Origin of the sequence: Micromonospora sp. NPDC005205, from assembly GCF_040608275.1 — a bacterium.
Lineage (GTDB): Bacteria > Actinomycetota > Actinomycetes > Mycobacteriales > Micromonosporaceae > Micromonospora.
The window spans coordinates 162,486-187,877 of sequence record NZ_JBEXHV010000009.1 but is presented as its reverse complement, the minus strand read 5'-3'; the positions used below and the strand labels follow the sequence as shown (position 1 = coordinate 187,877).

The window sequence follows — 25,392 nt, the reverse complement described above, 5'->3', positions numbered from 1 at the left end:
GAGCCGACGGTGGGCGGAACGGATCCGGGTTCGGCCCGGGAAGAGGCGGAGCGGCTGGTAGCCACCCTGCTGGCAGGGGCGCGACTGGCCTCCGCCGGCTCGGCGGGCGGCGCGTTCGGCTCGTTGGGCGGGATGCTGTCCGGTGTCCTCGGTCACAGCGCGGGTCCGGACGCCCGCTCCGGCACCGGTGGTGCTTTCGCCACCGGTTCGGCCGAATGCTGCGTCTGCCCGGTCTGTCGGGGCATCGCCGCGTTGCGGGACCCGAGTCCGGAATTCGCCGAACGGCTCGCGACTGGCGCCGGTGACCTCGCCGCGGGTGTCGCCAGCCTGCTCCGCGCGTTCTCCCCGGCGGAACCATCCGCGGCGGGGACCGCCGAGCCGGCCGCCGAGCAGGCCACCCCGTCCTCACCGGCACCCGCCGCGAGCACCGACGACGTGCTCCCCGAGCCACCCCCGAGCGGCCGGCCCACCGCGACCCTCGACGAGCACGTGTGGCGCGATGCCACCCGTACCGGGCATGATTCTCAGCCGGCGCCGGAACGGGATGTCTGGTCGGTCGCCACCCGGACGGCGGACCCACTCGCCCCGGCCGCCGTACCACCCGTCGACGAGGCCGGGACGGCGACCGTACCGGCGCCGACCACCCGTCCCGTGGTGCCCGCATCGCGGGTGCCCGACGACGCCGACGCGGAAGCATCGGGCGACGGCGCCTGAGCGCGGGACCTTCCGACCCGGACCGGCACTGGGCCGGGACCCGGGCCGGACAGCAGCAGAGGGGGGCGGTAGCGGTGACGCTGACCATCGGAGTCGACGTCGGTGGCACGAAGGTGGCCGGCGGTGTCGTGGACGACACCGGCACGGTCCTCGTGCAGACCCGACGGGACACTCCCGCCGATGACGTGGCCAAGACCCGCGACGTCATCATCGAGTTGGTCGGCGAACTGGCTGCCGGGCGGACCATCGAGGCCGTCGGCATCGGCGCGGCCGGTTGGATCGACGCCAGCCGTTCGACTGTGCTCTTCGCGCCCAACCTGGCCTGGCGTGACGAACCGCTGCGCGAGTACGTCAGCGAGGCAATCGGGCTGCCCGTGATCGTGGAGAACGACGGGAACGTCGCCGCGTGGGCCGAGTTCCGCTACGGCGCGGCCCGCGACGCCGACGACTCGATGATCATGTTCACCATCGGCACCGGTGTGGGCGGCGGCGTCGTCCTCGGTGGCGACCTGATGCGCGGCGCGCACGGCATCGCCGCGGAACTGGGCCACATGCTGGCCGTGCCGGACGGGCACCAGTGTGGCTGCGGTCGGCTGGGCTGCATCGAGCAGTACGCCAGCGGCAGCGCCCTGGTCCGCTTCGCCCGGGCCGGCGCCCGGCAGGAACCCAACCGGGCCACCGCACTGCTGAAGCTGGCCGGCGGTGAGGCCGAGGCGATCACCGGCCCGATGGTGACCGCCGCGGCGCAGGGCGGCGACCCGGTCTCCGCCGAGGCGTTCGCCCAGATCGGCCGGTGGCTGGGCACCAGCCTCGCCGACATGGCGCAGATCCTCGACCCGCAGACCCTGGTGGTCGGCGGCGGCGTGATCGACGCCGGTGACCTGCTGCTCGGCCCCACCCGCCGCTCGTACCTCGACGCGCTCGCCCAGCGGGGTCGCCTGCCGGTGGCCGAGGTGCTCCCGGCGGAGTTGGGCAACAGCGCCGGGGTGATCGGCGCCGCCGACCTGGCCCGCCGGATCTGAGGCGGTCCACCGATGGGCGTGCCGCTGCGCGTGGTGTCGTACAACGTCCACAGCCAGCGCGACGACACCGCCGCGCTGGCGGCCGTGGTCCGGGCCGCGACGCCGGACGTGGTGATCGTGCAGGAGGGGCCGCGCCGGTTCCGGTGGCGGCAGAAGTCCGCCACGTTGGCCGAGTCGTTCGGTCTGGTGGTGGCCGCCGGTGGGCTGCCCGCGCTGGGCAACCTGCTCCTGACCAGCCTGCGGGTCCAGGTGCTGGGCACCCGCTGCCAGCGCTTTCCGCTGACCCCGGGCCGGCACCTGCGCGGCGCCGCGTACGCCGACTGCCGCGTCGGTGACGCCCGGTTCACCCTCGCCGGCTCGCACCTGTCCACCGACCCGGCCGAGCGGCCCTCGCAGGCCACGGAGTTCAAGCGCGGTCTGGACGCGGCGACCAGCCCGGTGCTGGCCGGGGCGGACCTCAACGAGGGTCCGGACGGGCCGGCCTGGGCCACCGTGTCGCGCGGGTTGACCGACGCGGCGGTGGCGGCCGACCGGGCCGAGCGGCTCACCTACTCCTGCGCCGACCCGCGCCGACGCATCGACGCGCTCTTCGTCGACCCGAGGATCACAGTGGTCGACTACGACGTGGTGGACACCCCGCAGACCCGCCGGGCCAGCGACCACTTCCCGGTCCTGGTCGACCTGCTGCTGCCTGCCACCGGCTGACCCCCGACCCCGGCTCGACCGTCGGCGTCTCCGGTTCAGGACTGGACATCCGGCCCGGTTGTGGAGAGGATTTCGCGGCGACCGGCACGCCTGCCGTACCAAAAGGAGATGTCCCCGGTGTCCACCTCCACCGACCACGGCCGGCCCGACCCGGAGGCGACCTCGCCCACGGCGAACAGCGACGGGCGCCCGGTCTCCGACCGGGGCGACACGGTCTGCGTCATCGGGGCCGGGGCCAGCGGGCTGACCGCCATCAAGAACCTGCGTGAGCACGGGTTCGGCGTGGACTGCTACGAGCGGGAGACGGGCGTCGGCGGCGCCTGGAACTGGCGGCACGACCGCAGCCCCGTGTACGCCAGCACCCACCTGATCTCGTCGAAGCCGTTCACCCAGTTCCCCGACTTCCCGATGCCGGACTCCTGGCCGGACTACCCGCACCACGGCCAGCTGCTGTCCTACTTCGAGCGGTACGCCGACCACTTCGACCTGCGTTCGCACATCTGGTTCGGCACCGAGGTGATCCGGGTCGAGCCCGTCGAGGGGGACCGGTGGGACGTGACCACCCGCTCCACCGGCGGGTACGGCCCCGAGCGCACCGCCCGGTACGCCGCCGTGGTGATCGCCAACGGCCACAACTGGTCGCCGAAGCTGCCCCGCTACGAGGGCCTGGAGGAGTTCCGCGGCGAGATCATGCACGCCTCGTCCTACAAGGACCCGGCGCAGCTGCGCGGTAAGCGGGTGCTGGTGGTCGGCGCCGGCAACACCGGCTGCGACATCGCCGTCGAGGCCGCCCAGCAGGCGTCGCGCTGCTGGCACTCCACCCGCCGGGGCTACTGGTACGCGCCGAAGTACGTGCTCGGTCGCCCCGCCGACCAGGTGAACGACACCCTCTTGGCGCTGCGGGTGCCGCTGCGGGTACGGCAGTGGCTCTACCACTGGACGCTGCGGCTGACCGTCGGCGACCTGACCCGCTTCGGCCTGCCCAAGCCCGACCACCGGGTGTACGAGACGCACCCGATCGCGAACAGTCAGCTCGTGTACTACGTGGGCCACGGCGGGATCGGCCCCGTGCCGGACGTCGCCCGGTTCCACCCGTACGCGGTGGAGTTGGCCGACGGCCGCGAGATCGACCCCGAGGTGGTCGTCTTCGCCACCGGTTACCTGCCGCGCTTCGAGTTCCTCGACGCGTCGGTGTTCGGTGACAGCGCGGGCGCGGGCCGGCCCACGCTGTGGCTCAACGCGTTCACGCCGGGGCACCCGACCCTGGCCGTCGCCGGCCTGCTGCAACCGGACTCCGGGTTGTTCACCCTGTCGCACTGGCAGACGGTGCTCTTCGCCCGGCTGCTCCAGGCCCGCCGGGACCGGCCGGAACGGGCCACTGCGTTCGCGGCCCGGGTGCGGGACCGGGCGGGGGAGCGGTACTCCGGCCCGGTCAAGGACAGCAGCCGGCACTGGTTCGAGGTCGGGCACGCCGACTATCTGCGCGCCATCCAACGCGCCCTGGTCGAGCTGGAGGGCAAGTGAGCGCGAGTAGCGAGCTGCGGATCATGCGGGGTCGGGAGTGGTCCCGGCCGGTCCGGCCGGCCCGGCGGGAGGTGCTCAGCGCGGTCCCCGAACTGGAGCAGGGGCGGCCACCGCTGCTGTTCGTACCCGGGTTCGGGCACGGCGCGTGGGCGTTCGCCGAGCACTGGTTGGGTCACGTGGCGTCGCGGGGGTTCCCGGCGTACGCGGTGAGCCTGCGCGGGCACGGTGGCAGCGAGCCGGCGCCGGAGGCGACGCTGCGGGCGTACGCCCACGACGTGGTCCAGGTGGCCGCGAGCCTGCCGCGGCAGGCGGTGCTGGTGGGGCACGGCGCCGGGGCGCTGGTGGTGGCACACGCGTTGGCCCGCTACCCGGCGCGGGGCGCGGTGCTGGTGGCGCCGGTCTTCGGCGGCTGGGGAGTGCTGGGCGCGGCGTTGCGCCGCAACCCGGCGGGTACGTTGCCGGCGGTGTTCGGCGGGCCGTTGCGGCTCAACCGGGGGCAGTTGTTCAGCCGCGAGTTGCCCGACGAGGATGCCCGGCGGTATGTGGGACGCCTCGGTCGGGCGGGCCGGCGGGCCCAGTGGGCGCTGCTGGGCGAGCCGGAGGCTGAGCCGGCCGTGGGCACGCCCCCGGTGTTGGTGCTGGGCAGCCCGGACGACCGGGTGGTGCCGGCGTCGGCGTTGACCCGGGTGGCCCGCCGCTACGGGTCGGCCCCGCTGCTCTTTCCCGGGATGGGCCACGACCTGATGCTGGACGCGCGATGGGCGGAGCCGATCGACGCGATCCTGGACTGGCTGGAGAAGGAGCCGGCGGCGCACTGAGCAGCCAGGCCGCCGGCGGTCAGCCGCCGGCCTGGTGGCCGGCCGGGCTGCCGGTCGGGGTGGCCGGTCGGGGCACCCGAGCGGCGCCGTCGGTGTCGGTGTCGGTGCCGGTCAGGCGACTGATCAGGGCGCCGCCCTCGTCCAGGGCACGCAGGTAGGAGCGGGCCCAGGCTCGGATGTCGTGCTGGTGCAGGTGGGCGCGCATGGCCCGCATCCGCTGCATGGTGTCGGCCGGGTCGGCCCGCAGCGCCTCGCGCAGCCCTTGTTTGAGCCCTTCCAGGTCGTGCGGGTTGACCAGGTACGCCTGGGACAGCTCGGCGGCGGTGCCGGCGAACTCACTGAGCAGCAGTGCGCCGGTGTCGTCGACCCGCGCGGCCACGTACTCCTTGGCGACCAGGTTCATCCCGTCGCGTAGCGGGGTCACCGCCATCACGTCGGCGACCCGGTAGAGCGCGGCCAGCTCGGCCCGGTCGAAGGGCTGGGTGAGGTAGTGGATCGCCGGCTCACCGACCCGGCCGAACTCGCCGTTGATCCGGCCGACTTCGCGTTCGATGCGTTCGCGCAGGATCTGGTACTGGCCGACGCGTTCCCGGCTCGGCATGGCGACCTGCACCAGAACCGTGTCGCGGACCTTGACGTCGCCGCTGGCGAGCAACTCGCTGTACGCCTTGAGGCGCTGCTCGATGCCCTTGGTGTAGTCCATCCGGTCCACGCTGAGGACGACCTGCCGGGGATCGCCGAGGTCCTGACGGAGCCGGTGGGCCCGGGCGGCAACGTCCGGGCGGTCGGCGAGCGCGGCCATCTCGGCGGTGTCGATGGAGACCGGGAAAGCGCCGATGCGGACGACCCGGTCGTCGACGCCGATCCGCCGGTCGGTGGCCGGCAACTCCAGCACCCGGGTCACCAACTGGGCGAAGTTGTGCGCCGCCTGCCCCCGCTGGAAGCCGACCAGGTCGGCGCCGAGCATGCCGCGCAGCAGTTCGGCCCGGCGGGGCAGTTGCATGAACAACTCCGGCGGCGGGAACGGGACGTGCAGGAAGAACCCGATGCGCAGGTCCGGGCGGAGGGCGCGCAGCAGACCGGGGACCAGTTGCAGGTGGTAGTCCTGGACCCAGACCACCCCGCCCGGCTCGGCCACCTCCGCGGTCGCCTCGGCGAAGCGCTGGTTGACCCGCTGGTACGCCTCCCACCACCGGCGGTGGTGTTGCGGCTGCTCCACCGAGTCGTGGTAGAGCGGCCAGAGGGTGGCGTTGGCGAACCCCTCGTAGTGGTCGCGCAGGTCTTCCGGGGTGAGCGCGACGGTGTGCATCCGCACGCCGTCCACGTCCGGCAGGGCGGGGGCCGGCCCGGTGCCACCGGCCCAGCCGACCCAGGTGGCCGGGGTGTGTCGCAGGAGCGGAAGCAGCGCGCTGACCAACCCACCCGGGCTGCGCCGCCACTCGCAGGCCCCGTCGGGGGCCTGGTTGTCGTCGATGGGGAGGCGGTTGGCCACCACCACGAGAGAACTCTGTCGCATCTCGGGCATTCCGATCAGCAGAGGACTGACCGCCGCGAGCAAGGAAAAACCGGTCAGTCAGCGGGGGAAGTGACGTACAGCGGTATTCCTACTGACAGTAAGTTACACCACTGTTACGCGCCCGGCGGGGCGCTGCTGTCTCGGGATGCGGGCCGACCGTCAGACGACGGCGCCGTTGTCCGGGTCGTCCTCGTCCTCGTCGCCGGGGCGCAGCCGCCAGATCAGCGTGACGAAACCGGCCAGGATGCCGGTGAACCCGAACAGCGTGACCGCCGAGCGGTCGATCGGGAGCAGCCACGGGAAGAGGAACAGCACGAACCCGACGACCACCCCGAGTACGCCGATCACCGCGTACTTGCTGACCCGCGGCAGCGGCGGCGGTGGTGGCGGGTGGTAGCCCTCGTCGTCCTCGTCGTCGGGCAGGTCGGCGCCGAAGGTGTCCAACCCGTCCAGCAGCGACGGCTCGTCCGGTCGGGTGCCGCGCCCCAGCGAGATTCCGGAGATGTCCGTCGCGTACGGCAGCCGACGAACGTCGGTGGCGGTCGGACCCGGTTCGTCGGTGCCGGAGCGGGTCAGCGGCCCGGAGGTCGACTCGTCCCGGTTGTCCCGCTCGTCCACGTCCTCCGAGGCCGGCCACGGGTTGTCACCGGGCGTGGAGGTGGTGTGGAAGCCCGCCACGATCCGCGCCCACTCGGCGTCGATGTCCGGTTCGTCGCGAGCCGGTGGCTGCTCCGGAGCGGTCTCGTCGGCGAGCTGGGTCAGGTAGTCCCGGGCGGTGGTCAGGTGCGAGCGGTCGACGTATAGCCGGTCGACCGGCCGGGCCGGCACCGTGGTGGTGCGGGTGACCGGATTGAGATCGGCGGAGGGCTGGAGGTAGGCGGCGATCCCACCGGCGGCCAGCACGTCGAGCAGGTGCTCACCGACGCGCGGATCGACGTCGCCGACGACGGCGTACTCGTTCGCGTCGAGCCCGTTGTCCCGCCGTCCCCGGCGGGCCCCACCCGCTGACACCCGGACATCCCCCTTAACGCGCCTTTCGGCGCGGCCACCGCTGCCCTTCGGCGCCAGTCCGCACGCCGTGCTCTGAATCGTGACACGTCAGGGCATGGTTCCGGGAGTGCGTTGTGTCGCGTCTTCCAAAGTCACGGCTGCTCCCGCAGGTCGCGGCGGGGCTTCTTTGTCCGTTTTTGCTAATCCTTGCCAACCGGAGGTCTCCGGGGATGGCGCTTCTCGCCGACTCGCCGACCGCCCGCATGATCTCGCTGTGACCGCGACGTCAGGTCAGGTTCTGGAGCGGGACCGCCGGGGCCGGAGTGGGAGTCGAAGCCGCCGTCAAATGGCCCAACCGACGCAGACCCCGACCCCGTATTGGCGGATCATGGACCGCAGCGGGGCCGAGCCGTCGGAACGGCTCGGCCCCTTCGAGCAGGTGCCCAACTGCGGCAGCCCCTTCCGACCCCCGCCAGTCGGCTCTGCCCGGCGTCCTGGTGCTCTACCCGGTGTCATTGTCGTTCGACGCGGTACTGCTCCACGAGACCGTCGTGCAGGCCAGCAGGGAGATCGGTATCCCTGAGCAGGTCGATGGACCACGGCACCGGACACGGGCCCGGGTGGACGTCATCAGGGCACAGCAGGGCCGCGATCTGGTCCACCAAGGCGCGGGCGTCTTCTGCGCTTGCATAGATGCCGACGCGAAGTTCCCAGATGGACGGTTGCCCGACCATACCGCCTCCTTTGGGGGAGTTACCGCCGAGGAGCCAGGCTACCGGGTCAGACCGGGTGACAGTGGCGCTTGTAGTGACCCGGCGGCACCTTGCGGTTGGCGTCCTTCTCGGCGTTCAGTTTGGCGCTGTTGTACGTCGTTCCGGTGCCAGTGCCGTAAATGACGTCCACGACGGTGGTGTCCTTGATGCGGACCACGTGGCAGCGGACGGTGACGGTGTATCGGGCCAGGGTTTCCGAGACCGCGGTGGTCGATGTTCCTGCACGGTCCGCATGGGCCGCCGTGATCGGTTCAGCGGCTGATGCTGGGCCGCCGGCGAACGCCATGGCGGCTGACGCCACGATAGGAAGCAAGGCCGCAGCTAGCTTTGGCGTACGGTTCATGGAACATCTCCTTCAATGTTTTGACGCCTGGGATGCGGGCTGAACGACTGCATCACGGACGCCATTCGATGCTGCTGGCTCCACCGACGCCGAAGATGCAAGGACCGGCTTGAAGCCGTTGGGTCGGGTTGCCGGCCTTCGGCGCCGCCCATCCGGAGTACTTGTCGGGCGCGCCGTTGCAGTCCGCCCGCAGTCGGACCTGTCCCCCGTAGACGCGGCACCAGGTGTAGGCGTACTGGCCGGTCGTGTGGATGCGCGGGCAGTCGACGTCAGGGCCGGCGGCCTGCGCCGCCGCCGAATTCACGGACATGCTGACCGTCGCGGTTGGCGTATGTGCCGAGGCCAGTGCCGGTGCGGGCGCCAGTACGGCCAAGCCGAGCGTCAGTGTGGCGGCAGCGCCGAGAGTTCTTAGCTTCATTCCAGATCCAATCTGTGATCTCCGCCGATTACTGCGACAGCCTCCGCGGCGGGACGGCGGCTGTCGCAATCAGCTTTTGCGGAGGCGGCGCAGTCGGACAAGCGAAAGCCTGTTCGGAACCATTCGGAACAAGTGATCGAACAGTTCCGTCCGGGCGTCCCACTCGGAAGAGCGCCCTGCCTTGGCCCGGGCTCGACCGCGAACATCTACGGCGCAATGAATGCGTGGCACATGGGCCTGCCACGCATTGAGTGGTCGAGATGAATCTGCCCCGGGCATCAGCCCGCTGCCCGGCCGGCCCCGTCGCGCGGTTCCTCAAAGCCGCCCGCGGCATGCAAGGGGTAGGAAAGTCGAGGCGATACGTCCGCTACGAGCTTGGTCCGTTGTGGTGAGAGCGCTCGCTTCGTAGGCTCGTCGGCGACGACGGCTGGCGCTGTCGCGAGCACACCATGGGAAGGGACGCCGGTGCTCTACTGGCTGCTGAAGTACGTCATCCTCGGTCCGCTGCTCAAGCTGATCTTCCGCCCGCAGGTGGAGGGCCTGCGCAACGTCCCGGCGACCGGTCCGGTGATCCTGGCGAGCAACCACCTCTCCTTCTCCGACTCGATCTTCACGCCGTTGATCACCGCCCGGAAGGTCACCTTCGTCGCCAAGGCCGAGTACTTCACCGGCAAGGGAATCAAGGGCTGGCTGACCAAGATGTTCTTCGTGGGCACCGGCACGATTCCGGTGGACCGCTCCGGCGGCCGGGCCGCGCGCGCCGCCCTGGACACCCAGTTGCAGGTGCTGCGGGCCGGGGGAGTGGCCGGCATCTACCCCGAGGGCACCCGCTCCCCGGACGGACGGCTCTACCGAGGCAAGACCGGGGTGGCCCGGCTCGCACTGGAGAGCGGCGCGGTGGTGGTGCCGGTGGCGATGCTCAACGCCGACGAGATCCAGCCCCCGGGCAAGCTCATCCCCAAGATCGATAGGGTGCGGATCCGGTTCGGGGCGCCGCTGGACTTCTCCCGCTACGCCGGGCTGGCCGGCGACCGGTTCGTCGAGCGCGCGGTCACCGACGAGATCATGTACGAGTTGATGGAACTCTCCGGCCGGGAGTACGTGGACGTCTACGCCCAGAAGCTCAAGCAGCCCGTCCCGACGCCGCTGGCCGCCTGAGCCGCCGCTGTCGGCCCCGGTCGGCGGTCAGGGCAGGTGGAGCAGGGCGGGGGCGTGGTGGCGGCTGGCGAAGTCGTGCAGGCGGGCCCGGGTCGCCTCGGCGGCGGGCGGGTCCGTCTCGGCAAGCGGGCCGATGGCCAGCGCCAGCGTGATGATCTCGTCGGTCACGTCGCTCATCCGGGCGTAGCTCGCCGCCGCCGAGCGGAGCAGGTTCGCCGCCGTCGATGAGTCCCCGGCGTGCCGGGCCAACGTGGCGTCGGCGACCTGACCGGCCGCGTGAGCCCACGGGGTCGTCCGGGGCGCCCGGTCGAGCAACTGTCGGACCAGCCGGGCCGCGTCCGCGCCGAGCACCCCGGCGACGTGCCCGACGGCCGGCACCCACTCCGCGAACGGAATCATCCGGGTCCGTTGCCAGTCCTCGTCCAGCTCCGTGAGCAGCGCCATCGCCTCGTCACGGCGGCCCTGCGCCGCCCGGCAGAGGGCGGCGTGCGCCAGGGTGGAGCGCAGCACCCGGTGGAATCCGGTACGCCGCGCCGCGACCAGCGCCTGCTCGACCAGATCCCCACCCGGCGCGTCCGACCCCGCGGTGTCGTCAGGCCCGTCGGGTCCGACCATCTCGGCTCCGGCCAGACCGCGCATCCAACCCGAGACCGCCACGATGTGCAGATCCCACTCCGCTGTCGGCCGCCGGGTCGACTCCGCCGCCATCGCCAGCGCCGCCGTCCAGTCACCCGCGTAGTACGACCGCGCCCACTGGTCGGCGAAGCTGGTGGCCAGGCTGTGCTCGCCGCCCAGGTCGAGGGTGAGCTGCTCGTCGACCAACCGGGCCGAGCCGGCCAGGTCGCCCTCCTCCTGCAACGCCCAGGCCAGGTTCTGCACCGCCCGGCGGCGACTGGTCAGCCGCTCCACCCGACAGTGCTCGGTCACCTCCGCCAGCTCCGGGAACGCCTCGGCGGAGCCGGCCAGGTAGCGCGCCACGGCCAGGGTGATCCGCGCGTTGGCCTGGACCTCGCGCAGCTGGAGCCGCTCGGCGAGGGACGCCGCCGCCCGTGCCGCGGTGCACGCCGGCTCGGTCTCCGCGTTGAGCATGTGCACCCGGGCCAGCTCCAGCAGCGCGCCCGCCTTCTCCTGACTGTCCGGCAGGTCGCCGTAGATGCCGATCGCCTGGTCCAGGCAGTGCAGGGTCGCCGACCGGTCGGCCCGACTCCAGGCGGCGGTGGCGAGCAGCGTCCAGGCGCGCGCCGCCCCCGTCCGGTCGCCGCTCGTGGTGAGCCGCGCGGCGAGCCGGGAGAGGAGGTCCGTGCCCCCCGCCACCAGGAAGGCGTCCCCGTCCCGATAGAACGCCAGCTCGGCGTCGAACAGCTCCAGCGCCGGGTCCGGCCCGACGTCCAGGGCCAGCGCCCGGCCGACCAGCGCCGCGGCGGTGTCCAGCGCGTGCAGCTCGTACGCGCGGCGGGCCGCCTGATGCAGCGCGTCCCGCGCCGACGGGGCGTAGGGGGCGGTGTCCAGCCCGACCGTACGGGCGATCTCGTGGGCCGCCCAGCGATGGTTGGCAAGCACCTCGGCCAGGTCGTACTGCCGGTCGTCGGTGAGCTGTGCCATCCAGTCGGCGGTGCGTTGGTGGCGCAGCACCCGTTCGGCCCTGGGCAGTCGCTGGTAGCAGACGTCGCGTACCAGGATGTGCCGGAACCGGTACTCGGACTTTCCGGGCATCGTCGACGTGCTCTGCTCGTACACCAGGTCGCGACGTTGCAGGCGGTCCAGCGCGCGCTCCACCCACTCCACCGGCCGTCCCAACGCCATCGCGACCGGCGCGGCCCAGAACACCACGCCGACCACGGCGGCGGCCTGGAGCACCGCCCGGTCGGCCGGGTCCAGCAGGTCGAGCCGGTTGGCGATGACCGCCTGCACGGTGCGGGGCATCTCCGCGCCGCCGTCGAGGTCGGGGTGGGCGGTCGTACCGACCGCGTCGAGCAGGCCGCCGTCCAGCAGCATCCGGGCGTACTCCTGGGCGTAGAGCGGGTTGCCGTCGGCAAACTCGATCAGCGGGGTACGCGAGCTGGACGGCAGCGTCGCCTGCCCGAGGAGCAGCGAGTAGAGCGTGTCGATGTCGGTGTCGTGCATGGGCGGCACCGAGATGGACATCGCGCCACTGATCGTGCCGGTCCAGGCCGGGTGCCGTTCCCGCAGCTCCGGCCGGGCGGTCGCCACGACCAGCAGCGGTACGCCGCGGGCTGACGCGCCCAACTGCTCGACGAAGGCGAGCATCTGCTGGTCCGCCCAGTGCATGTCCTCGAAGACCAGCACGGTCGGGCCGGTCGTCGCCAGGGTGATCAGGAACCGCCGCCAGGCGGCCTCGGTCTCACCGGGGGTGAGCCGTTCACCGGGTACGCCGATCAGCGGGCCGAGCGCCTCTGCCAGCCGGGTCGCGTGCGGGTCGGCGAGCTGTCCCAGCCGGGACCGTAGCCGTTCGCGCAGCGCGGTCGGGCCGTCGACCTCCGGCACGCCCACCCAGGTCTTCACGATGTCGGACAGGGCGGCCCAGGTGACGTTCTCGCCGAACGGCGGGCACTGCCCGACGAGCCAGGTGATCGGCGGGCCGGGCAGGCTGCCGGCGTGCCGGGCCAGCTCGCGCAACAGCCGACTCTTGCCCACCCCGGCCGGGCCGAACACGGTCACCAACTGGGACGTCCGTTCGGTCACCATCCGGTGCAGCGCGTTGACCAGCAGGCCTCGCTCGTGCTCCCGGTCCACCATCGGGGTCAGCTCGGCGCCGCGCGGATCCCGGTGTGGTCGCACCTGGACGGCCAGCCAGATCCGGCTCACCGCGGACCGGCCGCGCAGGGTGACCGGTGGTTGGTCCGCGTACTCCATCTCGTGTCGGGTGGCCGACCAGGTGCTCTCGTCGACCACGACACCGCCCGGTGGGGCGAACCCCTGCAGGCGGGAGGCCGTGTTGACCACGTCTCCGGTCACGAAGGCCTGCCCGCCGTCGCGGGTGGCGGAGAGGTCGACCAGGGCCTCGCCGGTCGCGATGCCGACCCGGAAGCTCAGCGGGGGCTGCGGACCGGCGGGCTGGCGGGCCAGGTTCCGTTGCAGCTCCAGGCCGGCGCGGACGCACCGCAACGCGTCGTTGTCGGTGGCCACCGGCGCGCCGAACAGCGCCATCGCCGCGTCGCCGATGTACTTCTCGACCACCCCGCCGTACTGGTGCACGATCCGGCGCACCGTGGCGAAGTAGGTCTGCTGCAGACTGCGGGCCTGCTCCGGGTCGGCCCGCTCCGCGTAGCTGGTGAAGTCCACGATGTCGACGAAGAGCACGCTTACCTGACGCCGGTCCTCCTGCACCGCTACGGCATGGTCGCGCAGCGGTTGACCACAGCTGGTGCAGAAGTTGACCTCGGTGCTGTTGGCGTGCCCGCAGTGCGCACAGTTGACCCCCAGCGGCTGGCCGCACCCGCCGCAGAAGCGGTCGTCCGGCCCGGCCGCGCGTGCGCAGTGTCCACACTTGAGGTCGATGTTCAGCTCCGTGGGCGAAAGAGGTCAGTATCGCGGCCGGTCGGCCAGTCGGGTACCCGACGTGCGGGCGGGCAACGGCATCGATCGGTCGGGGTTAGTGTTCCGTACCAGGAAGTTTCATGTCAGGGAGAGTCCCGTGCAGGTACGACTGTCCGCCTCGTGGACCGATCCGGGTGGCACGCTTTGGGCGCCGGGCGACACGGTCGACGTCGATGCGGTCACTCTCGCCGAACTGGAGGAGCAGGGCATGGTGGAAGAGCCTGAGGGTCAGTCGGGCGGGTCGGGGGAGACCACGACCACCTCGTCGAGCACGTCCACGGCTGGTAAGCCGACCGATCCGAAGAAGATCGGGCCGGGGCCGGGTGCGCCGCCGGCCGACAGCACGGAGAACTGATCGCCCGGGTGCGGTCGGCGGGCCTTGAGTCCACCGGCCGCACCCGTCGGGCGGTCTCACCCGTTGGCCGCTGCGAACCTGCCCGGCGTCGGCAGGCGTAGCCCGAGGGCCCGGGTGAGCAGGGGAGCGATCAGCGCCAGGGTGGCCAGCACACCCAACCCCGAGATGACCAGCACCCATCGTGGCCCGACCATCGCCAACAGCGGTGCGCCGACGGCGTAGGCCAGTGCCTCCGCCGCGTACGGGAACATGTAGACGGTGCCGAACACCACGCCGAGCCGCTCGGCCGGCACGTTCTGCTGGATGAGGGTGTCGGCGGCGACGTTGTGCCAGCCCGCGCCGACGCCGGCCACCGCCTGACCGGCAATGGCGAGCGCGATCACCGGGCTGATGCCGGTGACAAGCGTTCCGGCGCCGAGCGCGAGCAGCGCACCGTAGAGGACCAGGTCCATCCGGATGCGTACGCCGGTTCTCGCCAGGCACATCGGACCGAGCACCATGCCGACGCCGTAGGCGGTGCCCAGCAGACCGATCGTGACCTCGGTGGCGCCCAGTTCGGCGCGTCCGAGAGGGACGATGGCGAGGTTGTCCAACGCGGCGAACATCACCATCACCAGGAACCCGACCGAGACCGCACGGACGACGCTGTGCCCTCGGACCACCCGCAGCCCGTCGCGCAGCACCGTCTGCAGTGGCTCGGGCCGGCGGGTCGCGCCGGTCGTCGAAAGCGCCCTGACTCCGCCGATCAGCAACGCGGAGAGAACGAATGTCGCCGCGTCCACGAGCAGCGTCGCGGTCAGCCCGAGGGTCGCCAGCAGGAGGCCGCCGACGGCTGGCCCGGCAGCGAGCCCGATGTTGACGCCTGTCGCGAGTTGCGCGTTCGCCGCCGGTAGCTGCTCGCGTTCGACCAGACGGGGGAGCAGGCTGCGCCCGGCGGGAGTGAACGCGGTAGCGGCCGTGGTAGCCGCGGTGATCAGCGCCAACAGGACGGGCAGGGGTGGCGCGAGCAGCGCGACGGCGACGTACGTCAACGCCTGGGCGGTGTCGCAACCGATCATCAGCCGGCGTTGGTCGAAGCGGTCGGCCAGGGCGCCGAGCAACGGTCCGAGCAGCCGGGGCACCGTCGAGGCCAGCAGCAGCAGGGCGACCGCGCCGCCGCCGTGCCGGTCGTAGACGGCGATCAGCAGCGCCGTCCGGGCGAGTTGGTCACCGGTGTACGACACCAGGCGTGCCGACCAGTACCGACGAAATGCGACATTGCCGCGGAGTAATGACATGACCGGTGGCTCCTCACTGCTGCGGGTATGTCGGCACGGGCCCTGGAACAGGGGCGGGCGCGGCAACCTTGTCAGCGCGGTGTGGGGGCCAACAACCGCTCTTCAGCCAGTGATTGATGTCGATTTGTCCTATTTCGTCCCACCGCTCTACGCCGTAGCGTCCTCGGCAAGACAAGCGCAACGAGCACCACACACCGACCAGGAGGGCGACATGGCGACGACGACGACCACCACCACCACCACCGCGAGCGGCTGGGCCGGACCGGGCTTCTGGGCCGGACCGGGCTTCTGGGCCGGACCGGGCTTCTGGGCGGGCCCCGGCTACCAGCCGGTCGCGACCCGCTGAATCGGCCCGACCCGCTGAACCCCACCCGCTGAACCGCGAGCACGGTGACGCCGGCTGCCACTGGCAGCCGGCGCAGCCGTGCGTACGGGTAGGAGAGTGGGTGGCGACGGATAGGGCCTGTCCAGATCGGATGCCCGAGCGACGTGCCGGTCGGTCAGCGGTCGGCCATGCCGGCGCGGCGGCGCAGCGCGGCCACGTCGGTCACCACGATCCGGCGGCCCTCGGTGCGCAGCCAGCCACGGCTGGCGAACGAGCCGATCGCCTGGTTGACGCTCTGCCGGGAACCACCGGCCATCTCGGCCAGTTGGCTCTGGTTGAGCTCGATCGTGATCATCGGTGCCTGGCTCTCGCCCGCCAGCCGCACCAGCGTCTTCGCCACCCGACCGGGCAGGTCGAGGAAGACATGGTCGGCGTTCTGCTCGGTGAGCCGGCGGATCAGCCCGCCCAGTGAGCGCATCACCGCGTCCAGGATGCGGGGGTTGGAGTGCACCAACTCCATGAACGCGCCCCGCGAGAGCGCGAGCGCCGCGCAGTCCTCGATGGCCTCCGCCGAGGCGGACCGGGTGGACGCGTCGAGCAGGGAGACCTCACCGAGCACGTCCGGTGGACGGATAACCGACAGCACGGCCCGCTCGCCGGTGGGTGCGGTGCGAAAGACCGCCACCGCGCCGCGGCGCAGCACGATCAGGGACTCGCCGGGATCGTTTTCCACGAAGAGCAGTTGGCCCTTGCGGTAGGTGCGCGGGACGGCGGCCGCGATGACGCGCTGCCGCACCTCGGGCTCCAGCCCAGCGAACATCTCGACACCCGTGAGCGCGTCACCCGGCTCCGGCAGGCGAACCTCCACGGCCCAACCCCTCCCCCGGTCATGGACCACAATTCGCTCACCGGGCGAACCTGATGGGCCCCGACAAGGTGAACTGACACCGATTCGGCGTCCGGTAGCGGTACACATCAGATCATGACGGTCCGGTCGCTTGCTGTACACCCCTCGAAGCACTTCCGTGACCGTCACGGCCTGCGACGTGCCGTACACGAGGTGTCGCGACGGTGGGCTCACCGTCGGACGGGCCCCGCCGGACGCGGCCGGGCGGCGGTGGGCGAGGATGCCCGGAATGGTCTACCGCTACTTCTACGACTGCGAGTTCATCGAGGACGGCACGACCGTCGACCTCGTCTCGATCGGTGTCGTCGACGAGTACGGCCGCGAGTTCTACGCGGTCTCCACCGAGTTCGACGACTCCCGCGCCGTGCCCTGGGTTCGACGCAACGTGCTCGACAAGCTGCCCTCCCCGGCGGACCGGGCCTGGCGCTCGCGTGAGCGCATCCGCGACGACCTGTACGACTTCCTGATGGAGCCGATCCGGGACCGGCCGGGGGAGCAGCTGGAGCTGTGGGCCTGGTTCGCCGCGTACGACCACGTGGTGCTCGCCCAGCTCTGGGGCGCGATGCCGGCGCTGCCCCGGGAGATCCCCCGCTACACCAAGGAGCTGCGGCAGCTCTGGGACGACCGGGGTCGGCCGCCCCTGCCGGACGCGGATGCGGCCCGGCACGACGCTCTGGTCGATGCCCGGCACAATCTGGCCCGCTGGCGGGCGATGACCGCCCGTTGAGTGGTGGCCGCGCCGCCGGAGGTTTGACCGGTTCTGTCCCGGGCAACGGTTCGACCAGCCGAGCCGAGGGAGATTGCCATGAGCCACCAGCCGAGCAGCGCCGCGGAGGCACGCGCCCGTGTCACCGGCCTGGCCCGGGCCGCGCGGATCTGCATGCTCACCACGACTGCTCTGGACGGGCGGCAGGTGAGTCGTCCGATGGGGCTCCAGGAGGTCGAGTTCGACGGCGAGCTGTGGTTCTTCGCCTACGCCGACTCGGCCAAGGTCCGCCAGCTCCGGGTGAACCCGGAGGTCAACGTGGCCTTTTCCGACCAGAAGCACAACGTGTGGGTGTCGATCTCCGGCACCGCCACCGAGGGGTTCGACCGGGCCCGGGCCGAGCGGCTGTGGAACCCGCTGCTCAAGGCGTGGTTCCCCGACGGGCTGGACACCCCCGGTCTGACGCTGATCAAGGTGCACGCCAGCTCCGCCGAGTACTGGGACTCGCCGAACAGCACCGTGGTGAACCTGCTCGACTACGCCAGGGCCGCGGTCACCGGCCGGCCGCCGCAGGCCGGCGAGAACCATGAGGTGACCTACTGACCGGGGGCGGGTGCCCGGGGCGCGCTGTCGTCGTACCGGCGGGCCGACTACAGTTCGCAGTGACGGCCCGCCCCGGGCCGGCAACGGCGCCGATGGTCTGACCTGACACATACCCTGGGGCATATCGGGCTTTACCTGATGCTCCAGGAGGATGAGCGGATCATGCGTATCGGCGTGCTCACCGGCGGCGGCGACTGCCCCGGTCTCAACGCGGTCATCCGGGCGGTGGTCCGCAAGGGCGTCGCCACTTACGGTCACGAGTTCGTGGGCTTCCGGGACGGCTGGAAGGGCCCGCTCGAGGGTCTGTCCCGCCCCTTGGACATCGCCGACGTTCGCGGCATTCTGCCCCGCGGCGGCACCATCCTCGGCTCGTCCCGAACCAACCCGTTCAAGATCGAGAACGGCGTCGAGCGGATCAAGGACAACCTTGCCGCCCAGGGCGTGGACGCGCTGATCGCGATCGGCGGCGAGGACACCCTCGGCGTGGCCACCAAGCTCTACGAGCTGGGCGTGCACGTCGTCGGCGTGCCGAAGACGATCGACAACGACCTCGGCGCCACCGACTACACCTTCGGCTTCGACACCGCGGTCAACATCGCGATGGAGGCCATCGACCGGCTGCACACCACTGCGGAGAGCCACCACCGCACCCTGGTCGTCGAGGTGATGGGCCGGCACGCCGGCTGGATCGCCCTGCACGCCGGCCTGGCCGGTGGCGCCAACGTGATCCTGCTGCCCGAGCGTCAGTTCGACGTCGACCAGGTGGCCGGCTACGTCGAGAAGCGTTTCCAGCACCAGTACGCCCCGATCGTCGTGGTCGCCGAGGGCGCCCAGCCGCTCGACGGCCAGATGGTGCTCGCCAACCAGGAGCTCGACTCGTTCGGCCACGTCCGCCTCGGCGGCATCGGCCAGTGGCTCGCCGAGCAGCTGGAGGCCAAGACCGGCAAGGAGGCCCGCACCGTGGTGCTGGGCCACATCCAGCGCGGTGGCACCCCGACGGCCTTCGACCGGGTGCTCGCCACCCGCCTGGGCCTGCAGGCCATCGACGCCGTCAACGACGGCGACTGGGGCAAGATGGTCGCGATGCAGAGCACCGACATCGTCCGGGTGCCCCTCGCCGAGGCCACCCGCGAGCTGAAGACCGTGCCGCTGGAGCGGTACGCCGAGGCCGAGGTCTTCTTCGGCAGCTGATCAGATCGTCGGCGGCGCGGCGGGCCTGCGGGTCCGCCGCGCCGCGACCCGATGCGAGGGGGTACGGGCCGACATGTCAGCCGGAGTGCACACGGTCGCGGTGATCGGCGCGGGCAAGATCGGTGAGCTGATGCTCTCCGGGCTGCTGCGCTCGGGATGGCCGGTGGACCGGCTGCTGGCCACCGCCCGCCAACCCGCTCGCGCGGAGGAGTTGACCGCCCGGTACGGCGTACGGGTGGTCGACAACCTGACCGCGGTGGACGAGGCCGCTGTGCTCGCGGTCTCGGTCAAGCCGCAGGACGCCGCCGCGCTCCTCGACGAGATCGGCCCCAAGGTGCCGGCCGACAAGCTCGTCATCTCGCTCTGCGCCGGTCTGCCCACCAGCTTCTTCAGCCGCCGGTTGCCCGAGGGCACCCCGGTGGTGCGGGTGATGACCAACACCCCGGCGCTGGTGGACGAGGCGATGACCGCGATCTCGGCCGGCGAGCACGCCACCGGGGCGCACCTCACGCTGGCCGAGGAGATGTTCAAGCCGCTCGGCCAGACGATCCGGGTGCCCGAATCGCAGCAGGACGCTGTCACCGCGCTCTCCGGTTCCGGCCCGGCCTACTTCTACCTGCTGGTCGAAGCCATGATCGACGCGGGGATCCTGCTCGGGCTGCCCCGTCAGGTGGCGCACGAGTTGATCGTGCAGACCGCGATCGGGTCGGCGGTGATGCTGCGCGACTCCGGTGAGCACCCGGTCAAGCTGCGCGAGGCGGTCACCTCGCCGGCCGGCACCACCATCTCCGCGATTCGCGAGCTGGAGAAGCACGGCGTACGCGCGGCGCTGCTCGCCGCGCTGGAGGCCGCTCGGGACCGCGCCCGCGAGTTGGCCGCACAGGCCGACTGAGCGATCGGGGCGCGATGAAGCGACTGTTCTTTGACCGTTGCAACTTGACCATGCAGGCTGTTGTGGGGCGAGAGGTCTCCCTCCGGTTCTCCAACCTGTGCTAAATCACGGCCCCGCCATGAACTGCCATCGGAGGATTCGTGGTCATCGGTAATGGCAACGTAGATGGGGCACATCATCGGATCCCACGGCGGGACATGACCATCCGCCCGTTCCCTCTGCCGGCCGAAGGGCAACAGTCGCCTGACGTTGTCCTGCACCGCCTGCGCGAGTGGGCAGAGGCACAGGCCGAGGACTCGATTGCCTGGTATCTACGTGACAAGGCGGTCCGCCGCAGAATCTCGCGCGTGTTGCGCGGTTGCGCCATTCTGCTGGGAGTCGCAGGAGGGGTCGTCCCCCTGGTCAGCGCGGCCAGCGCCGGCAGTGGTGCCAGTTGGGGGTATGTCCTACTGGCTATGGCCGGTGGGTGCTTGGCCTTCGACCACTTCTTCGGGCTGTCGTCCGCATGGATGCGCGATATCGCCACCGCGCAGGCACTCCAGCGGGTGCTCACCGAGTTTCGGTTGGATTGGGCAACCGCAGAGCTTCGCACGGCGAGCGAAGACCACGACGTCGATTTAGTGGTACAACGGCGCGAGAAACTGATCCGCGTGTTGGTGATGCGCACCGCCGAGTTGGTGGAAGCGGAGACTGATGAGTGGCTGAGCGAGTTCCGAAGCAACATCGGTGATTTGAGTCGGAGGAGCGGGTGGTCGGCCCCAGCGGCCCAGCCCTCCGCCGGCTTCCCTCACTCCGTCGAACCGGCGGTCAGGCAGTCGGATCCAACCTGAGATCGCCCTGAGCCTGGAGCTGGGCCGAAGGCGTAGTGATCCCGCAACTCATGAAAGGCGTCGAGCGTGACGTCTGGCGCAAACCGTGTTGAGTCGTCGTCCGTGCTCTCTGCTGCGCTGACGGCCGCAGGATCCCAATGGGACAGCGCCACCAGCTCGCGCCAGAGCTCGGGGTCGTGGTGGGTGCCGTAGCGCGCCCACGCTGCCACCATTCCCGCTCGCTTGGCCATAACCACGTCCTTGCTCAGGTTGTCGCCCACGTAGAGGCAGCGGGCGGGCGGAACGTCGAGTTGCTCAGCGATCCGCCGTGCGATGTCTGGGTTGGGCTTGCGTGCCGTCGGCGGGAGGACGCGAACCTCGATCGCCGCCGGAGCCGACCGCCGGTCGACGCCGAGCGGGTGCGGCGGTCCAACGAAACGAGGCGCGTAGACCGCTTCCAGCATCGACTCCAATCCGAGAGCTCGTGCTCGGCTGCTGATGTTCACGTCCTTGGCTTCGGTGTGGCCCACTATGCGACAACCCGTGGCCTTGACAGCCTGGAGGGTGCTCTCTACGTCCCTGTAGAGGTGGAGATGGTGTCGCCGGACTTCGTTAAAGGCGGCGAAAGCTGGCAGCATGTACTCGTGTCGCGCCCGCTGGCTCATCGCGGGCAGATGTCGCTCGACCGTCGCGGTCTCGAGCAACGCGAAGGGATGTTCGGTGTTGCCGCGTAAGCGGTGCACGAATTGGAGATCGCTACGCACCTCGTCATCGGGCACGCCTAGGAGCTTGGCAGCCACGGTCACCATCGCTCGGACCGCAGGTACGAAGTACGCCACCCAGTCGTACAACGTGTTGTCCATGTCGAGGATGAGCGCGTTTATGATCGGGCGTTTGTCAGCCATTCGGAACGACCTGCCACGCAGCGATCTCCAGTCGACCGTCCGCTCCGGTGGCCAACGGTGCCCGCCAGGTCATGAAGCGCTCGAACGCGCCTTGCTGATGACTTCGGTACATCTCCAACTCCACAACGGAACCTACCACCCTGATCAGGTTGAAAAAGTTACGCCGCCCGTCTGACGATCTCGAGCCGCTGCTCCCGCCACCGACAATGTTGAAGCGTCCCAACTCCCAGCGCTCGTTGCTGTACTCCGGGAGGTGGTACGCCTCGGCACGCCAGACGAACGCACGGTGCTTGTGGCCGTGCACTACGAGGTGTACACCGTCACGCGCACCCATGCGCTGGATCCTGGGCGCATCGATGGCGATCCCGAAGCCGGTGGCATACTCGTCCGGCGATTCGAGGTCCTCGGTCAGCGCGAGATGATGGTGCAACGCGAGCACTCGTAGGGCTGAGCCAGGGCTCGACCAGGTGAGGGCGCTCGCCACCTCGCGGTATGCGGACTCCTGCACCCGGCCCATGCCGGCGAGGAAAGATTGTCCCTGCTCCAGTGAGCTGGAGTTGACTGCGGCGATGTCGAGGAGATTGCCACCGGGGAAGACAAAACGACGAGCCATAGAGAGGTGAGGAGAGGCGGGGTATCCGTAGAGTGCGCGGAAGAAATTTCGATAGCTGGCAGTGGCCTCTGCCGGTGCCACCTCGACGGGCGCGCCATATTCGTAAGCCTCACCCCGCGTCCACGCTATGTCGTGATTGCCGGGAATGACCACGAGATGCTCCATGCCCAGTCCGAGCAGACCGTTGGTCAGCTTGAAGAGACCCGCTCGTGCCGCGTCGAACTCCTCAGGGGCGGCGACATAGGTGAGGTCGCCGGTGACGAGGACCGCTCCCACGGACCGCTGGTGATGAGCAAGCGCGTTGGAGATCGCGTCGACCATTGTGGGCCGCGTCGCCCCGTCCTCGGTCTCCAAACGCCACTGATGCTCCTGTCGGAAGCGTCCGGTCGCGTAGTGCGGATCGGTGAGGTGCAGTAGCCACGGCCCTGGGCAGGCGATCGGCTCTGCGGAGAGCGCGTCGTCCTGGCGCTGTGACGCGGTGAGGAATCTTTCGCTGGAGTCAGCCGGTTGGAACGGCCGTATTTCCCAGATGGTGGTGTCCATCGCTCGTAGCTCGTCGGCGTCCAGGATCCGCTTGCCCACCAACCGCTCCAGCTGGCTCTTGGGGTGATGCGGTAACGGCGGGGCAGAGGCGAAGGAGAACTTCCCAAAGAACTCGATCGGCTCATCGGCCAGGGCCACCAAGCGCAACCAGCCCCGACTGTGCCGACTGGATCGGTAGTAGGGGGGAACGCCATCCCGCTCCGAGCTGGGCGGATTGAGGGATGTGAAGCTGCCGAGCTCATCGGCCTGCGGCACAATGACCCGCTCGACGACCGCCGGATGCACGGCGCCCGTTCCCGAGTGGAACAGTCCGATCAGAACCCGTTGCCCAGCAAGCGTCTCTCGTTCGAGCGCCTGCCATATCTCCAGCCGACCGGGTTCGTTGGGCCGCTTCCACCAGCCCCACCAGCACCATCCCCGCTCCTGCAGGACCACACGATGTTCGGGCAGCGTGTCGGCGACCAGATCTCGGTAGCGGAAGAGGAATCGAAGAGCCGGCGAACTGGTGAGAGGGGAACCATCGCTCATGCCAGTGAGCCTCCATGACGCCAACGAAATTCCCGGAGAAGGTAGGGCTGCTCTACGAGGAGCACTCTGTATACCCGAGTGGAACGAGGCGCGACATCCCTGAACCGTGCTCAGGGGGGCACCACCGAGCGATGCGACGGGCATACTGACTCGGTGTTCACACTTGCCCAGGCCCGGCACCTGGTGGCCACCCTGCAACCGCGCGTCGACGAGTTGATCCGGGTCCGGGCCGACCTGGCCGAGTTGCGCGCCGACCTGGCCGACCACGGCATGAGCGCGCTCGGCGGGCTGGCCGAGGTCAAGGCACTGGAAGCTCGGCTGCACGCCGTCGTCGACGAGCTGCACCAGCACGACATCCAGGTCAAGGGCATCGCCCCGGTGCTGCTCGACTTCCCCGGCGAGCGGGCCGGCCGCGCCGTGCTCTGGTGCTGGCTGGAGGGCGACTCCGACGTGCGCTGGTACCACCGGGCAGAGTGCGGCTTTGCCGGCCGCCGCCCCCTCTGACAGTGCGCCTCACCCGCTTGATCCACTCGGGTTCATGGAAATCGCGCTATTCGAGCGCGGCGGACGCCCCGACTTCCGTGAACCCGAGTGGATCAAGGCTGCGTGACTCAGCCTGCCGCGGACGTCGGCAGGACCGGGTCGGGGGCATCGGTCACCGCGAACACCACAACGTTGTCGACGTAGTGGCCCCGCCGCCGGTCGAAGTCGCCCCCGCAGGTGACCAGGCGTAGCTCCGCCCCGGGCGTCGGGCCGTAGACCACCGCTGTCGGAAACTGGTCCTTGCGGGTACGCAGCGACCCGGTCACCCGGAACGGCAACCGCTGCCCGCCGCGCCACACCTCCACCAGGTCGCCGGGTCGTAGCTCGCCGAGCCGGGCGAAGACCGCCGGGCCGCGTCGGGAGTCCAGATGCCCGGCGAGGACGGCCGGACCGGTGTCGCCCGGGGCCGGACCGCCGCCGTACCAGCCAGCGGTGTGGAAGTCGGTCGGCGGAATCAGCACGCCGGCGCGGTCCAGACCGAGCACTGTGAGCGGTGAGTCGACGTCGATGCGCGGTACGCGTACCCGCGTGGGTGGACCGTGTGGCGTGGGCGCGGCGGCCACCGACGGGCAGTCGTCGCCGCAGCCGGGGTGCCAGCTCGCCGCCGGCGGTGGCGGGCCGGTGGTGGCCAGCCCGACCCCGGTGCCGGCGGCCAGGCAGACCGCCGCGCCGGCCGCGACCAGCGCGGCCAGCGGTGTTCGGCGCTCACGGTGCCGCCGGATCGACGGGTCCGGCTCGGCGCTCACCAGGTGGTGCGCCGCCGCCGACGCCAGAGCAGCAGGGCCACCGCGCCGGCCGCCGCGGCCAGACCGCCGGCCACCAGGGGGTACGCGTCGAGCCCGGCCCCGGCGGCGCCACCGGCGCCGGTGTCCACCCCGCCGGCCGGGACGACGGTGCCGCCCTCGGCGTCGCGGCGCAGCTCGGCGGTGAGCCCGCCCTGTTTCGCGTCGAGCACCAGCAGCGAGTAGACAGCGCCACCGGTGAGCCGTACCTCGGCGTCGGTGCTCGGCCCGCCGGCGCCCGTCAGCTTCAGCCGCCAACTGCCCGGCTCGACCTGCTGGTAGTCGGTCGTGGTGGCGAACTGCACCCCGTCGGCGATCGTCGGACCGTTGGCGGCGGCCACGTCGAGCACCGGGGTCCGCACCGAGGCCTGTACGACCCGCACCTTCGCGCGGCCGTCGGTGGGGGCGCTGAGATCGTCGTTGAGCACCCGCAGGCCGAGGTCGGCGTGCCGCCCGACACCGGCCACGGTGAAGGCGTCCCCGCTGGTCACCGCGACCTCGGTGGTGAGCACCGGGGGGTCGCTGGCGGGCGCGCCGGCCTCGCGCATGGCCACCGCGTACCGGCCCGGCGCGAGTTCGAGGTAGTCGGAGACCACGCCGTAACCGACCCCGGGGAAGACCTGCGGCTTCGCCGCGCCCGGCGCGGCAAGGTAGACGTCCACCGCCGGGGTGTCCGGGGACAGGTGCGCGAGCCGGACGTATCCGACGGTGTCCGCGCCGGTCGCGGCGTCCGCCGGAACCGGAATGGCGGCGGTGGCGAGGGCGGTGCCGAGCAGGAGCGCGCCGGAGCCGGCCAGCAGCCGGCGGGGCACGGTACGGAGCGTGTGCATGTCGCCTCCGGGGGCACGTTCGGTGAGCGGGCGGCAACCCAGAG

At 71.0% G+C, this 25,392-nt stretch carries 26 protein-coding genes; 14 read left to right on the top strand and 12 right to left on the bottom strand.

Features of this window, described 5'->3' with window-relative positions:
* The first annotated feature begins 9 nt into the window (after positions 1–9).
* From ABZU43_RS18600 to ABZU43_RS18580, 5 genes are all read left to right on the top strand, one after another.
* Positions 10–714, top strand: a complete 705-nt coding sequence (locus ABZU43_RS18600) for a hypothetical protein (RefSeq protein ID WP_355007724.1) — start codon at positions 10–12, stop codon at positions 712–714.
* A gap of 74 nt (positions 715–788) precedes the next feature.
* Complete coding sequence (locus ABZU43_RS18595; protein WP_355007723.1) at positions 789–1,736, top strand: ROK family glucokinase; 948 nt, start codon at positions 789–791, stop codon at positions 1,734–1,736.
* A 12-nt stretch (positions 1,737–1,748) separates the two neighbouring features.
* Positions 1,749–2,441 (top strand): endonuclease/exonuclease/phosphatase family protein, encoded by a 693-nt coding sequence (locus tag ABZU43_RS18590; protein ID WP_355007722.1) that lies wholly within the window; start codon positions 1,749–1,751, stop codon positions 2,439–2,441.
* A gap of 117 nt (positions 2,442–2,558) precedes the next feature.
* Entirely contained in the window at positions 2,559–3,965 is a 1,407-nt protein-coding gene (locus ABZU43_RS18585; RefSeq protein ID WP_355007721.1) for an NAD(P)-binding domain-containing protein, read from the top strand.
* A gap of 23 nt (positions 3,966–3,988) precedes the next feature.
* Complete coding sequence (locus ABZU43_RS18580; RefSeq protein ID WP_355007805.1) at positions 3,989–4,783, top strand: alpha/beta fold hydrolase; 795 nt, start codon at positions 3,989–3,991, stop codon at positions 4,781–4,783.
* Between the two features lie 19 nt (positions 4,784–4,802).
* Here ABZU43_RS18580 and ABZU43_RS18575 read toward each other — a convergent pair whose 3' ends face one another.
* From ABZU43_RS18575 to ABZU43_RS18555, 5 genes are all read right to left on the bottom strand, one after another.
* Entirely contained in the window at positions 4,803–6,299 is a 1,497-nt protein-coding gene (locus ABZU43_RS18575) for a trehalose-6-phosphate synthase (protein WP_355007720.1), read from the bottom strand.
* A 159-nt stretch (positions 6,300–6,458) separates the two neighbouring features.
* Entirely contained in the window at positions 6,459–7,310 is an 852-nt protein-coding gene (locus tag ABZU43_RS18570; protein WP_355007719.1) for a DUF308 domain-containing protein, read from the bottom strand.
* A 491-nt stretch (positions 7,311–7,801) separates the two neighbouring features.
* Positions 7,802–8,023 (bottom strand): hypothetical protein, encoded by a 222-nt coding sequence (locus ABZU43_RS18565; RefSeq protein ID WP_355007718.1) that lies wholly within the window; start codon positions 8,021–8,023, stop codon positions 7,802–7,804.
* A 46-nt stretch (positions 8,024–8,069) separates the two neighbouring features.
* Positions 8,070–8,405 carry a hypothetical protein gene (locus ABZU43_RS18560; protein ID WP_355007717.1) on the bottom strand — a complete coding sequence of 112 codons (336 nt, stop codon included), beginning with the start codon at positions 8,403–8,405 and terminating at the stop codon, positions 8,070–8,072.
* 52 nt (positions 8,406–8,457) lie between these two features.
* Positions 8,458–8,823: a hypothetical protein gene (locus tag ABZU43_RS18555; protein ID WP_355007716.1), complete on the bottom strand. Its 366-nt coding sequence runs from the start codon at positions 8,821–8,823 to the stop codon at positions 8,458–8,460.
* Between the two features lie 465 nt (positions 8,824–9,288).
* Between ABZU43_RS18555 and ABZU43_RS18550 the strand changes: the two genes are divergently transcribed.
* The gene (locus ABZU43_RS18550) at positions 9,289–9,981 is read left to right on the top strand and encodes a lysophospholipid acyltransferase family protein (protein ID WP_355007715.1); all 693 of its coding nucleotides are present in this window, start codon (positions 9,289–9,291) and stop codon (positions 9,979–9,981) included.
* A gap of 27 nt (positions 9,982–10,008) precedes the next feature.
* On the opposite strand, the gene ABZU43_RS18545 is transcribed toward ABZU43_RS18550, so the two are convergent.
* Positions 10,009–13,500, bottom strand: a complete 3,492-nt coding sequence (locus tag ABZU43_RS18545) for an adenylate/guanylate cyclase domain-containing protein (RefSeq protein ID WP_355007804.1) — start codon at positions 13,498–13,500, stop codon at positions 10,009–10,011.
* On the opposite strand from ABZU43_RS18545, the gene ABZU43_RS18540 reads away from it, so the two are divergent.
* The gene (locus ABZU43_RS18540; RefSeq protein ID WP_355007714.1) at positions 13,499–13,894 is read left to right on the top strand and encodes a hypothetical protein; all 396 of its coding nucleotides are present in this window, start codon (positions 13,499–13,501) and stop codon (positions 13,892–13,894) included. The genes ABZU43_RS18545 and ABZU43_RS18540 overlap by 2 nt on opposite strands.
* Positions 13,895–13,950: 56 nt before the next feature.
* Here the strand turns inward: ABZU43_RS18540 and ABZU43_RS18535 are convergent, their stop codons facing one another.
* The gene (locus tag ABZU43_RS18535; protein WP_355007713.1) at positions 13,951–15,171 is read right to left on the bottom strand and encodes an MFS transporter; all 1,221 of its coding nucleotides are present in this window, start codon (positions 15,169–15,171) and stop codon (positions 13,951–13,953) included.
* A gap of 211 nt (positions 15,172–15,382) precedes the next feature.
* Between ABZU43_RS18535 and ABZU43_RS18530 the strand changes: the two genes are divergently transcribed.
* Positions 15,383–15,517, top strand: coding sequence for a hypothetical protein (locus tag ABZU43_RS18530; RefSeq protein WP_355007712.1), 135 nt, complete (start codon positions 15,383–15,385; stop codon positions 15,515–15,517).
* 154 nt (positions 15,518–15,671) lie between these two features.
* Here the strand turns inward: ABZU43_RS18530 and ABZU43_RS18525 are convergent, their stop codons facing one another.
* The gene (locus tag ABZU43_RS18525; RefSeq protein ID WP_091407574.1) at positions 15,672–16,364 is read right to left on the bottom strand and encodes a Crp/Fnr family transcriptional regulator; all 693 of its coding nucleotides are present in this window, start codon (positions 16,362–16,364) and stop codon (positions 15,672–15,674) included.
* 268 nt (positions 16,365–16,632) lie between these two features.
* On the opposite strand from ABZU43_RS18525, the gene ABZU43_RS18520 reads away from it, so the two are divergent.
* The 5 genes from ABZU43_RS18520 (at position 16,633) to ABZU43_RS18500 (ending at position 20,625) form a co-directional block, all read left to right on the top strand.
* Positions 16,633–17,130 (top strand): polyadenylate-specific 3'-exoribonuclease AS, encoded by a 498-nt coding sequence (locus tag ABZU43_RS18520; protein ID WP_091407578.1) that lies wholly within the window; start codon positions 16,633–16,635, stop codon positions 17,128–17,130.
* 78 nt (positions 17,131–17,208) lie between these two features.
* Complete coding sequence (locus tag ABZU43_RS18515) at positions 17,209–17,712, top strand: pyridoxamine 5'-phosphate oxidase family protein (protein WP_355007711.1); 504 nt, start codon at positions 17,209–17,211, stop codon at positions 17,710–17,712.
* Between the two features lie 162 nt (positions 17,713–17,874).
* Positions 17,875–18,903, top strand: coding sequence for a 6-phosphofructokinase (locus tag ABZU43_RS18510; protein ID WP_091408060.1), 1,029 nt, complete (start codon positions 17,875–17,877; stop codon positions 18,901–18,903).
* Positions 18,904–18,976: 73 nt separating this feature from the next.
* On the top strand, positions 18,977–19,795 hold the full coding sequence (gene proC, locus ABZU43_RS18505) for a pyrroline-5-carboxylate reductase (RefSeq protein WP_355007710.1): 819 nt from the start codon (positions 18,977–18,979) through the stop codon (positions 19,793–19,795).
* A gap of 197 nt (positions 19,796–19,992) precedes the next feature.
* Positions 19,993–20,625: an SLATT domain-containing protein gene (locus ABZU43_RS18500; protein ID WP_355007709.1), complete on the top strand. Its 633-nt coding sequence runs from the start codon at positions 19,993–19,995 to the stop codon at positions 20,623–20,625.
* Here ABZU43_RS18500 and ABZU43_RS18495 read toward each other — a convergent pair.
* Together ABZU43_RS18495 and ABZU43_RS18490 are read right to left on the bottom strand one after the other, a co-directional pair.
* Positions 20,583–21,509: an HAD-IA family hydrolase gene (locus tag ABZU43_RS18495; RefSeq protein ID WP_355007708.1), complete on the bottom strand. Its 927-nt coding sequence runs from the start codon at positions 21,507–21,509 to the stop codon at positions 20,583–20,585. The genes ABZU43_RS18500 and ABZU43_RS18495 overlap by 43 nt on opposite strands.
* The gene (locus ABZU43_RS18490) at positions 21,502–23,193 is read right to left on the bottom strand and encodes a metallophosphoesterase (RefSeq protein WP_355007707.1); all 1,692 of its coding nucleotides are present in this window, start codon (positions 23,191–23,193) and stop codon (positions 21,502–21,504) included. Before ABZU43_RS18490 ends, ABZU43_RS18495 begins: the two co-directional genes overlap by 8 nt.
* Before the next feature lie 153 nt (positions 23,194–23,346).
* Between ABZU43_RS18490 and ABZU43_RS18485 the strand changes: the two genes are divergently transcribed.
* The gene (locus ABZU43_RS18485) at positions 23,347–23,697 is read left to right on the top strand and encodes a DUF2203 domain-containing protein (RefSeq protein ID WP_238680104.1); all 351 of its coding nucleotides are present in this window, start codon (positions 23,347–23,349) and stop codon (positions 23,695–23,697) included.
* A gap of 107 nt (positions 23,698–23,804) precedes the next feature.
* Here the strand turns inward: ABZU43_RS18485 and ABZU43_RS18480 are convergent, their stop codons facing one another.
* On the bottom strand, positions 23,805–24,482 hold the full coding sequence (locus tag ABZU43_RS18480; protein WP_355007706.1) for a class F sortase: 678 nt from the start codon (positions 24,480–24,482) through the stop codon (positions 23,805–23,807).
* A complete protein-coding gene (locus tag ABZU43_RS18475) occupies positions 24,479–25,348 on the bottom strand; it encodes a DUF4397 domain-containing protein (RefSeq protein ID WP_355007705.1) in 870 nt (289 codons plus the stop codon). Before ABZU43_RS18475 ends, ABZU43_RS18480 begins: the two co-directional genes overlap by 4 nt.
* Between the last annotated feature and the right edge of the window lie 44 nt (positions 25,349–25,392).

What these genes read in the sequence shown, in the direction of transcription:
- ABZU43_RS18590 (WP_355007722.1), top strand. Translation starts at nt 1,749, where the DNA reads ATGGGCGTGCCGCTGCGCGTGGTGTCGTACAACGTCCACAGCCAGCGC.
- ABZU43_RS18580 (WP_355007805.1), top strand. Translation starts at nt 3,989, where the DNA reads ATGCGGGGTCGGGAGTGGTCCCGGCCGGTCCGGCCGGCCCGGCGGGAG.
- ABZU43_RS18575 (WP_355007720.1), bottom strand. Translation starts at nt 6,299, where the DNA reads ATGCGACAGAGTTCTCTCGTGGTGGTGGCCAACCGCCTCCCCATCGAC.
- ABZU43_RS18565 (WP_355007718.1), bottom strand. Translation starts at nt 8,023, where the DNA reads ATGGTCGGGCAACCGTCCATCTGGGAACTTCGCGTCGGCATCTATGCA.
- ABZU43_RS18560 (WP_355007717.1), bottom strand. Translation starts at nt 8,405, where the DNA reads ATGAACCGTACGCCAAAGCTAGCTGCGGCCTTGCTTCCTATCGTGGCG.
- ABZU43_RS18555 (WP_355007716.1), bottom strand. Translation starts at nt 8,823, where the DNA reads ATGAAGCTAAGAACTCTCGGCGCTGCCGCCACACTGACGCTCGGCTTG.
- ABZU43_RS18540 (WP_355007714.1), top strand. Translation starts at nt 13,499, where the DNA reads ATGTTCAGCTCCGTGGGCGAAAGAGGTCAGTATCGCGGCCGGTCGGCC.
- ABZU43_RS18535 (WP_355007713.1), bottom strand. Translation starts at nt 15,171, where the DNA reads ATGTCATTACTCCGCGGCAATGTCGCATTTCGTCGGTACTGGTCGGCA.
- ABZU43_RS18530 (WP_355007712.1), top strand. Translation starts at nt 15,383, where the DNA reads ATGGCGACGACGACGACCACCACCACCACCACCGCGAGCGGCTGGGCC.
- ABZU43_RS18520 (WP_091407578.1), top strand. Translation starts at nt 16,633, where the DNA reads ATGGTCTACCGCTACTTCTACGACTGCGAGTTCATCGAGGACGGCACG.
- ABZU43_RS18515 (WP_355007711.1), top strand. Translation starts at nt 17,209, where the DNA reads ATGAGCCACCAGCCGAGCAGCGCCGCGGAGGCACGCGCCCGTGTCACC.
- ABZU43_RS18510 (WP_091408060.1), top strand. Translation starts at nt 17,875, where the DNA reads ATGCGTATCGGCGTGCTCACCGGCGGCGGCGACTGCCCCGGTCTCAAC.
- proC (WP_355007710.1), top strand. Translation starts at nt 18,977, where the DNA reads ATGTCAGCCGGAGTGCACACGGTCGCGGTGATCGGCGCGGGCAAGATC.
- ABZU43_RS18500 (WP_355007709.1), top strand. Translation starts at nt 19,993, where the DNA reads ATGACCATCCGCCCGTTCCCTCTGCCGGCCGAAGGGCAACAGTCGCCT.
- ABZU43_RS18495 (WP_355007708.1), bottom strand. Translation starts at nt 21,509, where the DNA reads ATGGCTGACAAACGCCCGATCATAAACGCGCTCATCCTCGACATGGAC.
- ABZU43_RS18490 (WP_355007707.1), bottom strand. Translation starts at nt 23,193, where the DNA reads ATGAGCGATGGTTCCCCTCTCACCAGTTCGCCGGCTCTTCGATTCCTC.
- ABZU43_RS18475 (WP_355007705.1), bottom strand. Translation starts at nt 25,348, where the DNA reads ATGCACACGCTCCGTACCGTGCCCCGCCGGCTGCTGGCCGGCTCCGGC.